This is a genomic window from Baekduia alba, from assembly GCF_028416635.1.
Classification (GTDB): domain Bacteria; phylum Actinomycetota; class Thermoleophilia; order Solirubrobacterales; family Solirubrobacteraceae; genus Baekduia; species Baekduia alba.
The window spans coordinates 2,603,199-2,617,707 of sequence record NZ_CP114013.1; the positions used below are offsets into that span (position 1 = coordinate 2,603,199).

General features: G+C 70.9%; 15 protein-coding genes. 14 read left to right on the forward strand and 1 reads right to left on the reverse strand.

Annotation, left to right across the window (positions count from 1 at the left end; all coding sequences use genetic code 11):
• The first annotated feature begins 5 nt into the window (after positions 1–5).
• From DSM104299_RS13020 to DSM104299_RS13030, 3 genes are read left to right on the forward strand one after another with little or no spacing between them, the layout of a single operon-like run.
• On the forward strand, positions 6–881 hold the full coding sequence (locus DSM104299_RS13020; protein WP_349294563.1) for a carbohydrate ABC transporter permease: 876 nt from the start codon (positions 6–8) through the stop codon (positions 879–881).
• A gap of 3 nt (positions 882–884) precedes the next feature.
• On the forward strand, positions 885–1,724 hold the full coding sequence (locus DSM104299_RS13025; protein ID WP_272477741.1) for a carbohydrate ABC transporter permease: 840 nt from the start codon (positions 885–887) through the stop codon (positions 1,722–1,724).
• Between the two features lie 23 nt (positions 1,725–1,747).
• Positions 1,748–2,983 carry an ABC transporter ATP-binding protein gene (locus DSM104299_RS13030; protein WP_272477742.1) on the forward strand — a complete coding sequence of 412 codons (1,236 nt, stop codon included), beginning with the start codon at positions 1,748–1,750 and terminating at the stop codon, positions 2,981–2,983.
• Here the strand turns inward: DSM104299_RS13030 and DSM104299_RS13035 are convergent, their stop codons facing one another.
• Entirely contained in the window at positions 2,984–3,865 is an 882-nt protein-coding gene (locus DSM104299_RS13035) for a ParB N-terminal domain-containing protein (protein WP_272477743.1), read from the reverse strand. It lies immediately after the preceding gene.
• 179 nt (positions 3,866–4,044) lie between these two features.
• On the opposite strand from DSM104299_RS13035, the gene DSM104299_RS13040 reads away from it, so the two are divergent.
• The 11 genes from DSM104299_RS13040 (at position 4,045) to DSM104299_RS13090 (ending at position 14,509) form a co-directional block, all read left to right on the forward strand.
• Complete coding sequence (locus DSM104299_RS13040; RefSeq protein ID WP_272477744.1) at positions 4,045–5,202, forward strand: ABC transporter ATP-binding protein; 1,158 nt, start codon at positions 4,045–4,047, stop codon at positions 5,200–5,202.
• On the forward strand, positions 5,195–6,403 hold the full coding sequence (locus DSM104299_RS13045; protein WP_272477745.1) for a polyamine ABC transporter substrate-binding protein: 1,209 nt from the start codon (positions 5,195–5,197) through the stop codon (positions 6,401–6,403). Before DSM104299_RS13040 ends, DSM104299_RS13045 begins: the two co-directional genes overlap by 8 nt.
• A 4-nt stretch (positions 6,404–6,407) precedes the next feature.
• Complete coding sequence (locus tag DSM104299_RS13050; protein WP_272477746.1) at positions 6,408–7,280, forward strand: ABC transporter permease; 873 nt, start codon at positions 6,408–6,410, stop codon at positions 7,278–7,280.
• On the forward strand, positions 7,280–8,161 hold the full coding sequence (locus DSM104299_RS13055; RefSeq protein WP_272477747.1) for an ABC transporter permease: 882 nt from the start codon (positions 7,280–7,282) through the stop codon (positions 8,159–8,161). The genes DSM104299_RS13050 and DSM104299_RS13055 overlap by 1 nt, the downstream gene beginning before the upstream one ends.
• Positions 8,162–8,288: 127 nt before the next feature.
• Positions 8,289–8,633, forward strand: coding sequence for a hypothetical protein (locus DSM104299_RS13060; protein ID WP_272477748.1), 345 nt, complete (start codon positions 8,289–8,291; stop codon positions 8,631–8,633).
• On the forward strand, positions 8,630–8,926 hold the full coding sequence (locus DSM104299_RS13065; RefSeq protein WP_272477749.1) for a universal stress protein: 297 nt from the start codon (positions 8,630–8,632) through the stop codon (positions 8,924–8,926). Before DSM104299_RS13060 ends, DSM104299_RS13065 begins: the two co-directional genes overlap by 4 nt.
• Complete coding sequence (locus DSM104299_RS13070) at positions 8,923–9,060, forward strand: universal stress protein (protein WP_272477750.1); 138 nt, start codon at positions 8,923–8,925, stop codon at positions 9,058–9,060. The genes DSM104299_RS13065 and DSM104299_RS13070 overlap by 4 nt, the downstream gene beginning before the upstream one ends.
• 12 nt (positions 9,061–9,072) lie before the next feature.
• A complete protein-coding gene (locus DSM104299_RS13075) occupies positions 9,073–10,077 on the forward strand; it encodes a zinc-binding dehydrogenase (protein WP_272477751.1) in 1,005 nt (334 codons plus the stop codon).
• A gap of 248 nt (positions 10,078–10,325) precedes the next feature.
• Positions 10,326–11,945, forward strand: a complete 1,620-nt coding sequence (locus DSM104299_RS13080) for a 2-isopropylmalate synthase (protein WP_349294514.1) — start codon at positions 10,326–10,328, stop codon at positions 11,943–11,945.
• Positions 11,945–13,156, forward strand: a complete 1,212-nt coding sequence (locus DSM104299_RS13085; protein ID WP_272477753.1) for a M20/M25/M40 family metallo-hydrolase — start codon at positions 11,945–11,947, stop codon at positions 13,154–13,156. The genes DSM104299_RS13080 and DSM104299_RS13085 overlap by 1 nt, the downstream gene beginning before the upstream one ends.
• Before the next feature lie 135 nt (positions 13,157–13,291).
• Positions 13,292–14,509 (forward strand): LamG domain-containing protein, encoded by a 1,218-nt coding sequence (locus DSM104299_RS13090; RefSeq protein WP_272477754.1) that lies wholly within the window; start codon positions 13,292–13,294, stop codon positions 14,507–14,509.

Sequence of the window (14,509 nt, forward strand, 5' to 3'; positions counted from 1 at the left end):
GGAAGATGACCGACAAGACGCGCGCCGAGCGCAAGCTCGGGTTCATGCTCTGCGCGCCGGCGGTGATCATGATGCTGCTGGTCACCGCGTATCCGATCCTGTACGCGTTCATCCTGTCGCTGCAGAAGAAGGATCTGCGCTTCCCGGACGAGAGCGGCTTCGTCGGCCTCTCCAACTACGTCACGGTGCTCGGCTCGAGCCTCTGGTGGCAGGCGGTGTTCAACACCGCGTTCATCACCGTGGTCTCGGTCGCGATCGAGCTGGCGATCGGCATGGTGATCGCGATCATCATGCATCGCGCGATCTTCGGCCGCGGCGCGGTCCGCACCTCGGTGCTGATCCCGTACGGGATCGTGACGGTCGTCGCCGCGTTTGCCTGGTTCTACGCCTTCGACCCCGGCAGCGGCTTCGTCAACCACCTGCCGTTCATCGCCGACGACAAGGCGTGGTTCGGCGGGCGGTTCAGCTCGTTCGCCGTGATCATCATGGCCGAGATCTGGAAGACCACGCCGTTCATGGCGCTCCTGCTCCTGGCCGGCCTGGCGACGATCGACGAGAGCCTCTACGAGGCGGCGCGCGTGGACGGGGCCTCGGCCTGGCAGCGCTTCACCCGCATCACGCTGCCGCTGCTGAAGCCGGCGCTGCTCGTCGCGCTGCTGTTCCGGACGCTCGATGCGTTCCGGGTGTTCGACTCGATCTTCATCATGACCAAGGGCGCGCAGAACACCGAGTCGGTGTCCATCGTGGGCTATCAACAGCTGCTGTCGCGCCTGAACCTCGGTCTCGGGTCCGCCGTCTCGGTGCTGATCTTCGTGTTGGTGCTGATGATCGCGACCGCCTTCGTCAAGGGCTTCGGCACCGCCGTGCCCAAGGGGAACTGAGCCATGCGCCACGGAACCCGTGAGTACACCACCTGGTCGCTGCTGATCGGCGTGGTCGTCGTCTTCGCCATGTTCCCCGTGCTGTGGATCATGTCGCTGTCGTTCAAGACGCCGGCCACCGTCGGCGACGGGCGTCTGATCCCCAAGGAGTGGACGTTCGACAACTACAAGGGGCTCTTCACCGGTGGTTGGGACAGCCCGCTGCTGCGCCCGCTGATCAACTCGATCCTGATCGCGCTGATCGCGACCGTCATCGCGGTGGCGCTCGCGTCGCTCGCGGCCTACGCGATCGCCCGCCTGGACTTCCCGGGCAAGGCCATCGTGTTGGGCGGGGCGCTGGCCGTGTCGATGTTCCCGCCGATCTCGGTCGTCGGGCCGCTGTTCGACATGTGGCGCGCGCTGGGCCTCTACGACACCTATCCGGGCCTGATCATCCCGTACCTGACCTTCGCGCTGCCGCTCGCGATCTACATCCTGGTGGCGTTCTTCCGGGAGATACCCTGGGACCTGGAGGAGGCGGCCCAAGTGGACGGGGCCACGCCGTTCCAGGCGTTCCGGCGGATCATCTTCCCGCTGGCCGCGCCGGGCGTGTTCACGGCCGCCATCCTCGTGTTCATCTTCGCGTGGAACGACTTCGTGTTCGCGATCTCGCTGACGTCGTCCAACGCGTCGCGTACCGTCCCGGCGGCGATCGCGTTCTTCACCGGCGAGTCGCAGTTCACCTCGCCGACGGGCAACATCGCGGCGGCCGCGGTCCTCGTGACCGTCCCGATCATCATCTTCGTACTCATCTTCCAGCGCCGCATCGTCGCGGGCCTCACGGCCGGCGCGGTCAAGGGCTAGGCAGCGAACCACCGGAGGCGTTCATGGCCGGCATCGAGCTCAAGCACATCACCAAGCGCTACCCCGACGGCACTGAGGCCGTCAAGGATCTCAACCTCGCGATCGCCGACGGCGAGTTCGTGATCCTCGTCGGGCCGTCGGGCTGCGGGAAGTCGACCGCGCTGCGGATGATCGCCGGGCTGGAGGACATCTCGGAGGGCGAGATGATCATCGGCGACCAGGTGGTCAACGAGCGCGCCCCGAAGGACCGCGACATCGCCATGGTCTTCCAGAGCTACGCGTTGTACCCGCACATGACCGTGCGCGAGAACATGGGCTTCGCGCTCGAGCTCGCGGGCGTGTCCAAGGAGGAGCGCAACAGGAAGGTCGAGGAGGCCGCCGAGATCCTCGACCTCCAGCAGCACCTGGACCGCAAGCCGGCCAACCTGTCCGGCGGTCAGCGCCAGCGCGTCGCGATGGGGCGGGCGATCGTCCGCGACCCGTCGGCGTTCCTGATGGACGAGCCGCTGTCCAACCTCGACGCCAAGCTGCGCGTGCAGATGCGCACCGAGGTCTCGCGCATCCAGCAGCGCCTCGGCACCACCACGGTCTACGTCACCCACGACCAGACCGAGGCGATGACGCTCGGCGACCGCGTGGCGGTCATGCGCGCCGGGCGCCTGCAGCAGGTCGACACGCCGAAGGTGCTCTACGAGCAGCCGATCAACCTCTTCGTCGCCGGCTTCATCGGCTCGCCGGCGATGAACTTCTTCTCGGCCGAGGTGGCGGGCGACACGCTCAAGACGCCCTTTGGCGACGTCCCGCTCCCCGAGCGCCTCAAGCATGCCGCGGCGTCGGCGGGCGGCAAGCGCGTGCTGGCCGGCCTGCGGCCGGAGTCCTTCGAGGACGCCGAGGTCGCGCGGCGCCAGAACCGGCGCGGCGGCCACGAGTTCGAGGCCGACGTCGACCTGACCGAGTCCATGGGCTCCGAGGTGTACGCCTACATCCGGCTGGAGGGCGACCTCGCCGAGGCCGACGAGCTCGCCGAGATCGCGGCCGACTCCGGCGCGGCCGACGTGCCGGGCGCGGGCACCGACCAGCTCGTCGCGCGGCTCAGCGCCGAGACCGAGGTCGAGCGCGGGTCGCGCGCGCGCTTCTGGCTCGACGTCGACAAGCTGCACCTGTTCGACGTCGAGACCGGCAAGAGCCTGGGCCGCGACGAGGCCACGGCGTCGGTGACGTCCGAGGCGCAGACGGCGCCGCCGCCGACCCCGGCCTGATCAGTCGGTCGCGCGGCGCCCGAGCCGCTCGGCGCGCAGGCGGGCGAGGACGTCCTCGCTCCACTCGTGCGTGCGCAGCAGCTTGTAGCGCTCGGTCCCGATCCGCATGTAGGCGTCGGCCTCGGTGCCGTTGCCGAGCATGCCGGCGTCGCGCAGCATCGTGACGACCGGCACGTACTCCTCCTCGTACCAGGCGCGGGCGAGCTCCTGGCGGTCGATCGGCTGCCCGCTGTCCATGCGCGCCCCGTGCTCCTGCATGTACCGCCAGCCCCACGCCTCGATGCCCTCGGCGAGCTTGGCGTAGTCCCACGGGTTGCTCGGGCGCACGCGCTCGCGCGCGGCGGCCGGCAGCGGCACGCGCTCGAAGAAGACGCGCTCGTGGCTCTTGAGCGGCAGGTCGGCGCGCAGCAGGTCGCGATGCGCGCCGACCCGGGTCACGACCTCGGTCACCCGCGCGTCGATGTCGTGGCGGCCGAGCGCGCGGGCGACCGACACGCGGTGGTGGCCGTCCTTGACGAAGTAGACCTCGCCGATGCGGTAGACGTCGATCGGCGGCATCGCCTCGCCGCGGCGCATCGCGGTCGCGATCGACTCCCAGCGCCGCCGCACCTGCGGCGTCGTCGGCCGGAAGTGGCGGTCGAAGCCCTTCATGCGGTCGACGGTCCCGACGATCGCGTCGAGGGGGATGACCTGGAGGCCGGCGTCGCGCTCCTGCAGCCGGCCGAGCGCCGTGACGACCTCCTCGAAGGGCAGGATGTGGTCGATGTCGCCGGGCTCGCGCCGCAGCCAGCGCCGCAGCCGCGACAGGGCCAGCCGACGACGGGCGCGCAGGAAGTCGTCCTGTGCGTCGGCGCCGGCCAGTCCGGTGCTCCGCGGAGGCACGCTCGCAAGGTACTCCGTGTCCCAAGATCTGCGCCATCGTGGCGAACGCGTGCGCCGGAACGGACAACGCGCGCGAGGAACCGGCGCCCCGCAGTCCCAAAGCGCGTTGACTGGTCTGGTCAGCGATGCCTAGGGTGGGCCAGCCGGTGAAGGACCTAGGCCACTTGAGGAGGGCCAACATGGAGGGGACACCGACCGCGACCCCGGAGGGGGAGCGCTCCGACGCTGCTGCTGCGTCGGGCGAGGCGGACATCCATCTGGAGCGCGTGACCAAGCGCTTCGGCGACGCCGTGGCGGTCGACGACCTCACGCTGTCGATCGAGCGCGGGGCGTTCTACGCCCTGCTGGGGCCCTCGGGCTGCGGCAAGACGACCACGCTGCGCATGATCGGCGGGTTCGAGGATCCGACCGAGGGCATCGTCTACCTGGGCGGCCAAGAGGTGACCAACCAGCCGCCCTACAAGCGCGACGTCAACACGGTCTTCCAGTCCTACGCGCTGTTCCCGCACCTCAACGTCGAGCGCAACGTCGCCTTCGGCCTGGAGCGCAAGAAGGTCGACAAGGCCGAGGCCACGCGCCGCGTCGGCGAGGCGCTGGAGATGGTCCAGCTCGGCCAGCTGGCCAAGCGCAAGCCCGGGCAGCTCTCCGGCGGCCAGCAGCAGCGCGTCGCGCTGGCGCGCGCGCTGGTCAACCGTCCGCGCGCGCTGCTGCTCGACGAGCCGCTCGGCGCGCTGGACCTGCGCCTGCGCAAGCAGCTGCAGATCGAGCTCAAGGGCATCCAGCGCGAGGTCGGCATCACGTTCGTGCACGTCACGCACGACCAGGAGGAGGCCATGTCGATGGCCGACACGATCGCCGTCATGAACCGCGGCAAGATCGAGCAGGCCGGCACGGCCGAGGACCTGTACGAGCGTCCGCGGACCGCGTTCGTCGCCAACTTCCTCGGCGTCTCGAACCTCGTCGACGGCAAGGTGCTCGAGCGCGGGGCCGAGATGGCGGTCGTCGAGACGCCGGACGGCACGATCCGCGTGCCGTGCTCGCTGATGTCCGAGGCGCCCGGCGACGCGGTCCGCGTCGGCGTGCGCCCCGAGAAGATCGAGCTGGTCCCGGCCGCCGACGGCGTCCCCGCGGGCCGCAACGCGCTGCGCGGCCGGGTCACGGTCGCCTCGTTCCTGGGGATCTCCATCCAGTACGTCGTCACCGCGCCCAACGGCGAGGAGCTGACCGTGTTCGCGCCCAACCGCGACGGCATGCAGCCGAGCACGCTGGGCGTCGGGCAGGAGGTGCTGCTGACCTGGGATCCGCAGCACACGTTCGTCGTCGCCCGCGATGTCTGAGCGCGACGTGGAGCGGGCGCTCGAGCGCCTGCTGTTCGAGAAGGACGGGATGTCGCGCCGGCGGTTCCTCGGGCGCTCCGGCGCCGCCGCGCTCGGCCTGACCGCGCTGGGCTCGGCGCTGGCCGGCTGCTCGATCGAGGGCGAGGCCGCCCATCAGGTCAACGCCAAGAAGACCGTGACGGTCAACCACCCCAAGGCGTCGCTGGCCGGGCTCGTCTGGGCCAACTGGCCGCTGTACATCGACAAGAAGACGCTCAAGACGTTCAACGAGGAGCACGGCGTCAAGGTCAAGTACGTCGAGGAGATCAACGACAACTTCGAGTTCTTCGGCAAGGTCCGCCAGCAGCTGGCCCAGGGCCAGGGCATCGGGCGCGACATCGTCACGCTCACCGACTACATGGCGGCCCGCTGGGTGCGCGACGGCTACGTCGAGCCGATCGACAAGCGCAACGTGCCGAACATCAAGAACCTGGTCTCCAACCTGAAGTCGATCAACTACGACCCGACGCGCACCTACACGCTGCCGTGGCAGTCGGGCGGCACGGGCATCGGCTACAACCCCAAGAAGACCGGGCGGAAGCTGGAGAGCGTCAACGACCTCTTCGACCCGGCGTTCAAGGGCCGCGTGACGATGCTGCAGGAGCCCTACGACACCGCGTGCCTCGTGCTGCTGGGCATGGGCATCGACGCGTCGAAGGCCAACATCGACCAGATTCTCAAGGCGATCGACAAGATCGACCAGGCCAAGAACGCCGGGCAGATCCGGCGTTTCACGGGCAACGACTACACCACGGACCTCGCGAAGGGCAACGTCTGGGTGGCGGTCGCCTACTCCGGCGACCTAGTGCAGCTGCAGGCCGACAACCCCGACCTCGAGTTCATCTACCCCAAGGAGGGCGCGATGTTGTTCACCGACAACATGATGATGCCCAAGCACGCCGAGCACTTCTACGGCGCCGAGGTGTTGATGAACTACTACTACGAGCCCGAGGTGGCGGCCAAGGTGGCGGCCTACGTCAACTACATCACCCCGGTGCAGGGCGCCAAGGAGGTCCTGCTCAAGACGGACCCCGACATCGCCAACAACCCGCTGATCTTCCCGCCCGACGACGTCCGCAAGCGGCTGTACCCCTACCCGAACCTCTCGCCCGCGGACGAGCGCGCGATGCAGAACGCGATGGCGAAGGTGACGGGGGCCTGAGCCGATGCTCCGCCTGAGCCTCAAGACCCGCCGCAGCCTGCTGCCCTACCTGTTCCTCGGGCCGGGCCTGCTGTGGCTGATCGTCTTCTTCGCCGTCCCGCTCGTGAACCAGTTGGGCGTGTCGCTGATGAGCGGCAACCCGGAGGACGGCTACACGCTGACGTGGGAGTGGTCCACGTACTCACACGCGATCTCCGACTACAGCACCCAGTTCGGCCGCTCGATCCTGTTCGCGGGCATCGCGACCATCCTGTGCCTGGTCATCGGCTTCCCGCTCGCCTACTTCATCGCCTTCAAGGCCGGCAGGTGGAAGAACTTCATGCTGCTGCTGGTCATCCTGCCGTTCTTCACGTCCTACGTGCTGCGCACCGTCGCCTGGCAGCTGATCCTCAACGACAACGGCTGGGTCGTCAGCCGCTTCCAGGACGTCGGGCTGATCTCGGAGAACGGGCGGCTGCTGGCCTCCAACAAGGCCGTCATCGCCGGCATCACCTACAACTTCCTGCCGTTCATGATCCTGCCGCTGTACGTGACGCTGGAGCGGCTGGACCGGCGCCTGATCGAGGCCGCAACCGACCTGTACGCCAGCCGCGTGACCGCGTTTCGCAAGATCACGGTGCCGCTGGCGCTGCCGGGCATCTTCGCCGGCTCGCTGCTGACGTTCATCCCGGCCTGCGGCGACTTCATCAACGCCGCGCTGCTCGGGACGCCCAAGCAGTACATGATCGGCAACGTCATCCAGAGCAAGTTCCTCAACATCCTCGACTACCCGACGGCGGCCGCGCTGTCGTTCATCCTGATGAGCGGCATCCTGATCGGGATCCTCATCTACGCCCGATTGCTCGGGACCAAGTCGTTGACGGAGGCGGCAGCCTGATGTCCGATCGCCTCCGCACCTGGCTGCTCGGCATCTGGTCGGGCCTCGCGCTGCTCTACCTGTTCATCCCGATCTTCATCGTCGTCCTCTACTCGTTCAACGACAACAAGGGGCGCTTCAACTTCACGTGGCAGGGCTTCACGCTGAAGCACTGGGCCCACCCGTTCTCCAACCCCGACCTGACGACGGCGCTGCAGAACTCGCTGTTCATCGCGCTGATCACCGTCATCATCTCGGTGGCGCTCGGCACGTTCATGGCCCTGGCGCTGGTGCGCTACGGCTTCCGCGGCAAGACGGTCACCGACCTGTTCGTCTTCCTGCCGCTGGCCACGCCCGAGGTCGTCCTCGGCGCCGCGCTGCTGGGCCTGTTCCTGACCGTGCACGTGGGCACCGGGATGGCCACCATCGTCATCGCCCACGTGATGTTCACGGTGTCCTACGTGGTGGTGACGGTGAGAGCCCGGCTAGAGGGCATGGACCGGCACATCGAGGAGGCCGCCATGGACCTCGGCGCGACCGAGTGGCTGACGTTCCGCAAGGTCACGCTGCCGATGATCGCGCCCGGCGTGGCGTCGGCGGCGCTGCTGGCGGCGGCGATCTCGGTCGACGACTACGTCGTGACGAGCTTCAACGCCGGCTCGACCCAGACGTTCCCGCTGTTCATCTTCGGCGCGACCCGCCAGGGCGTGTCGGCCGAGGTCAACGTGCTGGCGACGATGCTGCTGGTCGCCGTGCTGGTGCTCATGGCCTTCAACGTCGCGTTCCAGCGTCGCCGCGCCCGCCGCGACCTCGCGGCGACGGGCGGGCCGGACGGGCCGGATGGCCGCGTCACCGAGGCCGAGCACTTCGAGCTCGAGATGGCAGCGGGCGCGCGCGGATAGGCGCACTCGGAGGGGGCGGCCGGGTGTAGGTTCGCCCCATGGAGAGCTCAGCGGGTCAGGCCGACCCGGTCGTCGCTCCGGAGGGGATGCCCGGGATGGGCTTCACCCCCGGCGACAAGGGTCTGAAGTGCGGGCCATCAGCTACGTCTCGGGGGTCGTGATCGCGGTCGCCTCGGGCAAGAACTTCGTCGACCTGGCGTTCCTGCCGCTGCTCGGCGCCGCGATCCTCGCGTACGTGTTCGTCAAGGCGACGATCGAGTACGCGCACAAGGACGGCGGCTACGCCAAGCCGTTCCTGGGCATCGGCTCGCCGGTGGTCATCACCATCGCCATGATCCTGATCGGCCTGGGCTGGTTCCTCTGGCGCTACACCCAGGACCGCGAGTTCTTCTCGCGCAAGCCCGAGCCGGTCGACCCGGAGCTCGCGGCGACCGTCACGCACCGCGTCGCCAAGAAGGAGAAGGTCGCATGACCCTGGTCGTCGGCTACGACGGGACCCAGGGCGCGCGCGCCGCGTTCGACGAGGCGCTGACGCTGGCCGAGCGCCTGGGCGAGAGCGTCCACGTCGTCTTCTCGTTCGCGTCGCCGCGCCTGGGCGGCGAGCTGCACGACCTCGACGAGGCGATCCGCGAGCGCGGCGACGCCGTGGTGGGGGAGGCGCTGAAGACCGCCGCGGCCGCGGGCGTCGCGGTGTCCTCCGACGTCCGGATGCAAGACCCCGCCGAGGGCCTGCTGGCCGCGGCCGACGAGGTCGGCGCCACATGATCGTCGTCGGCTCCTACGGCGAGCGCCCGCTGAGGAGCGCGCTGGTCGGCTCGACGCCGACGCGCCTGCTGCACCTCTCCGACCGCCCGGTGCTCGTGGTGCGGGCGGCGCGCCGCGGCAAGGCCGCGGAGTAGGCTCGCGCGCATATGCGCGCAGTGGTCATCACCAAGCACGGCGATCCGTCGGTCCTGCAGGTGCAGGAGCGGCCGGATCCGCCACCGCCCGGGCCAGGACGGGTGACGGTCGCCGTGCGGGCGGCCGGCATCAACTTCGCCGACACGATGGCCCGAATCGGGCTGTACGAGGACGCGCCCAAGCCGCCGTGCGTCGTGGGCTACGAGGTGGCGGGCACGATCGCGGCGGTCGGCGCCGGCGTCGACCCGGCGCGCGTCGGCGAGCGCGTCATGGCCGGCTCGCGCTTCGGCGGCTACGCCGAGCGCGTCGACGTCGGCGCGGCCGACGCGATCCCGCTGCCGGACGCGCTGAGCTTCGAGCAGGGCGCCGCGATCCCGGTCAACTACGCCACGGCGTGGGCGGCGCTGCACGGCTACGGGTCGCTGCACGCCGGCGAGCGCGTCCTGATCCACGCGGCGGCCGGCGGCGTCGGGATCGCCGCGCTGCAGCTCGCCAAGGCGGCGGGCGCCGAGGTCCACGGCACCGCGTCGCCGGGCAAGCACGCGCGGCTGGCCGAGCTGGGGATCGACCGCGCGATCGACTACCGCCGCGACAAGTGGTGGAAGGGCCTCGACCACTATGACTTGATCCTGGACGCGATCGGCGGCCGGTCGTTCCAGATCTCCTACAACCTGCTCCGGCCCGGCGGCCGCCTCGTCGCCTACGGCGCGTCCTCGGTGTCCAGCGGCGAGACGCGCTCGCTGCGCACCGCCGCGCCGCAGGCCGTGCGGATGCTGCGCGGCTTCAACCTCATCAAGCAGATGAGCGAGTCCAAGGCCGTGATCGGCCTCAACATGCTGCGGCTCTGGGACGACCGCGGCACGCTCGAGCCGTGGATCGCGCCGCTGAGCGACGCGCTGGCCGACGGCACGGTGGCGCCGGTCGTCCACGAGGCCGTCCCGTTCGCCGAGGCGCCGCGCGCCCACCGGATCATCGCGGCCCGCCAGAACGTCGGCAAGGTCGTCCTCGTTCCCTGAGAACGCGGCTGGAGTCGGCAAGGTCGTCCTCGTTGCCTGAGAACGCGGCTGGAGCCGGCAAGGTCGTCTTGGTGCCGTAGGCAGCGGCTGCTAGGCTCGTGCGCAACCGCATGTCGTTCCGCCTGCTCGACCTTCGACTTCTTCTTCTCCTCCCCCGCTAGGGGGAGCAGCTGCGCGTGGCGGCCGCCAGAAGCCGCGAACCAGTCTGAAGAAGCGAACCGAGCCCCCTGAGAACGGAGAAGAACGACATGTCCTTGATGCCCGAAGACCCGAACCGCGTCCTGCTGTTCGACACGACGCTGCGCGACGGCGAGCAGTCGCCCGGCATCTCCCTGAACGCCGCCGAGAAGCTCGACATCGCCCAGCAGCTCGCGCGGCTCGGGGTCGACATCATCGAGGCCGGCTTCCCGATCGCCTCGCCCGGCGACTTCGACGCCGTCCAGGCGATCGCCCGCGAGGTCGCCGGCCCCGTCATCTGCGCCCTGGCGCGTGCCAACGCCGGGGACATCGATCGTGCGTGGGAGGCGATCCGCGACAGCGAGCGACCTCGGATCCACACGTTCCTGTCGACGTCGGACATCCACATCGAGCACCAGCTGCAGTCCACGCGCGAGGACGTCAAGGGCCTGGCCCGCGCGTCGGTCGCCCAGGCCAAGGGCCTCTGCGAGGACGTCGAGTTCTCGCCCATGGACGCCACGCGCTCCGACGTCGCGTTCACCGCCGACGTGCTCCAGATCGCGCTCGACGAGGGCGCGACAACGATCAACGTCCCCGACACCGTCGGCTACGCGACGCCGGACGAGTACGCGGCCTTCCTGACCAAGTTGTATGAGCTGGTCCCGGATCTGCGCAACGCCGTGCTGTCGGTCCACTGCCACGACGACCTCGGGCTGGCCGTCGCCAACTCGATGGCCGGTGTGCAGGCCGGCGCCCGCCAGATCGAGTGCGCGGTCAACGGCATCGGCGAGCGCGCGGGCAACGCGTCGCTGGAAGAGCTGATCATGTTGATGCACACGCGCCGCGACCACCTCGGCTACACGACCGGCGCGGTCACGACCGAGATCGCGCGCACGTCGCGCCTGGTCTCGCGCCTCACCGGCTACGCGGTCCAGCCCAACAAGGCGATCGTCGGGCGCAACGCGTTCGCCCACGAGTCCGGCATCCACCAGGACGGCGTCCTGAAGGCGCGCGAGACCTACGAGATCATGGACGCCCGGAGCGTCGGGCTGGACGCCAACTCGCTCGTGCTCGGCAAGCACTCCGGCCGCGCCGCGCTGCGCCAGGCGCTGGAGGACCTCGGCTACACGGTCGACGGCGCCCAGCTCAAGCAGGCCTTCGAGCGCTTCAAGGACGTCGCCGACCGCAAGAAGCAGGTCACGGCGATGGACCTCGAGGCGCTGGTCACCGACGAGCTGCGCGGAGACGCGCAGGGCTACTCGCTGGAGTGGTTCGAGGTCGAGGCGTCCAACCGCCGGCCGCCGTTCGCGAAGGTCGCCGTGCGCACGCCCGACGACACGGTCGTCGAGGGCACGTTCAACGGCGACGGGCCGGTCGACGCGATCTTCCGCGCGATCAACAGCGCGACGAAGATCGACGCGCGCCTGCGCGAGTTCCGGATCGACGCGGTCACCGGTGGCCAGGACGCGCTCGGCGAGGTCAGCGTCGTCGTCGAGCTCGGCTCGCCCGAGGACGCGGTCAAGCACGACACGCCCGGCGTCCTCACCGGCGCGCGCGTGACGGGCGCCGGCCAGGCCGTCACCACCGACATCATCGAGGCCGCGGCGATCGCCTACGTCCGCGCGCTCGGCAACGCGGTCGGCAAGGCGCAGGCCGCGGCCTCCGACGCCGAGCTCGCGCAGACGCCGTAGTGCCCGAGCTGCTCAGCGACGCGGCGGTCGCGACGACCGCCGCGGAGCTGGTCCGCGTCCCGAGCGTGACCGGCGACGAGCGCGCCGTGATGGTGCGCGTCGCCGAGCTGGCCGAGGAGCTGGGCCTGAGCGCCGAGGTCGTCGAGCACGACCTCGGCGCGCTGCGCGCCCATGCCGACCACCCGGGCGAGGAGGCCGCGCGCGACGCGCTGCACGGCGTGATCGTCTCGGTGCGCCGCGGGCCGCGGGCGGGCGTCCCGCGCCTGGCCCTGTGCGGCCACGTCGATGTTGTAGGGGTCGGGACGGAGCCGTGGGCGCTGGGCGACCCCTTCTCGGGCGCGATCGCCGGCGGCTTCGTGCACGGGCGCGGCAGCGCGGACATGAAGGGCGGCGTCGCGGCCGCGCTGCATGCGCTGGCGGCCGCGGGCCCGGACGCCGCGGCCGAGGCGGTCCTGCACGTCGTCGCCTCCGAGGAGGACGGCGGCCTCGGGTCGTTCGCGGCGCTCCAGCGCGACGCCGCGTACGACGCGTGCGTGATCCCGGAGCCGACGGCCTTCGACGTCGTCTGCGCGCACGGCGGCGCGCTCACCTTCACCGGCACCGTGCACGGGCGCGCCGCGCACGCCGCCGAGCGCCTGCACGGCATCTCGGCGATCGACCGCTACATCACGATCCACGCGGCGCTCGCCGAGCTGGAGACGTGCCTCAACGCGGCCGTCGCCCACCCGCTGATGCGCGAGCTGGCGCTGCCCTACCCACTGGTCGTCGGGCGCGTCGAGGCCGGCGAGTGGTCCAGCTCGGTCCCCGACCGGCTGACGTTCGAGGGCCGCGCGCCCGTGCGGGTGGGGGAGGACGTCCTGGCGGCCCGCGCCGCTGTGGAGCGCACGGTCGCCAACGCCACGCCCGACGACGGGCTGGCCGTCGAGCTGCGCTGGACCGGCGGCCAGTTCGCCTCGGCCGAGACGCCCGAGCACGGCGCGCTGGCGCAGCTCGCGCTCACGGTCGTCGGCGAGGAGCTGGGTCGCCCGGCGCGCGCGGCCGGCGTCCCGTGGGGCGCCGACATGCGCCTGTGGTGCGCGGCGGACATCCCGACCGTGATGGTCGGGCCGCGCGGCATCGAGGTCGCCCACGCGGTCGACGAGCGCGTCGCGGTCGCCGATCTCGGCGCCACCGCGCGGATCCTCGCCGGGCTGATCGCGCGCTTCGGATAGGCCATCCGTCCAGCGGCGCCCGATGGTCGCGGGGCTCGCCGGGGCCACCTGGCCAACAGACCAGGTGGGCGGCTTGTGCGTTCTGGGCGCGTGAGTACGTTTCGGCGGGCAAGCACGCAGACGGGGGACACCACCATGCAGGGACGACAGGGGACGCAGGCCGCCGTCCGGACGACGGCGATCTTGCTGGCGGCGCTGTGCGCGCTGCTGCTGGCGGCCGCGACCGCGAGCGCCGACAACAGCACGGTGATCGGCCAGTGGCGCTTCGACGAGGGCGCCGGCCAGACCGTGTTCGACGACGGCCCGTCCGGCCTGGACGGCAGGCTCGGGCTCACCGACGCCGCCGACGACCGCGACCCCGCGCGCATCGCCGGCCTGTCGGGCGGCGCGCTGCACTTCGACGGCAAGACGTTCGTCCGGCTGCCCGACGCGCCGGAGCTGCAGCCGTCGACGCTCAGCGTCGAGGCCGTCGTCCGGGCGGGCGCGAGCCCCGGGCAGTACCGCTACATCGTCTCCCGCGGCGCGCAGGGCTGCGAGGCCGCGTCCTGGGGCCTGTACACCGGGCAGGCGGGCGGCATCGCGTTCTACGTGTACAACGGCGACACCTACCGCGTGAGCGCGACGGCGGCGCCCGCCGACATCTGGAACGGCGGATGGCACCACGTCGCCGGCGTCTTCGACGGCAGCGCGCTGCGCCTCTACGTGGACGGCCACCCGGTCGGCGAGCCGCAGCCTGCGCCGTCGACCATCGCCTACTCCTTGACCTCGCCCGACACGTACTTCGGCACCTACCAGGGCACCTGCGCGCTGCCGCTCGACGGCGACGTCGACGCCGTGCGGATCTGGCGCGGACCGCTGTCGCCGGACTTCGTCGGCCGCCTCTCCGACGCGGCGCTGAACCCCATGACCGCCATGCCGCCGCCCACGCCCGACCCGAGCCGCGTGCCGACGGCGACCGCCGGCGACAGCCAGGCCGGCGCGCCGGCGAGCAGGAGCGTGCTCGCGCCGATCGCCGCGGGGCAGTCGCTGCCGTCCACGGGCAAGCCGTCGACCGGCAGGCCGGCGGCGCCGGGCGCGCCCACCCGGGCGTGCGTCATCAAGCCGTCGATCAAGCGCCTGCGCGCGGGCCGCAAGGCGGCGCTGACCGTGCACGTCGCGCTGCGCGGCAAGCCGCTGGGCGCCGTGAAGGTGGTCGCGACCGACGCGCGCTCGCGCAAGCGGCTGGGGTCGGCGAAGACCGCGCGCGACGGCAAGGCCAAGTTGAAGGTCAAGCCCGCGCGGCGCGGCACGCTCACCGTGACGGTGCTGGGTCGCGCCGACTGCGCGTCGGCCGCGGTGACGGTGACGAAGTAG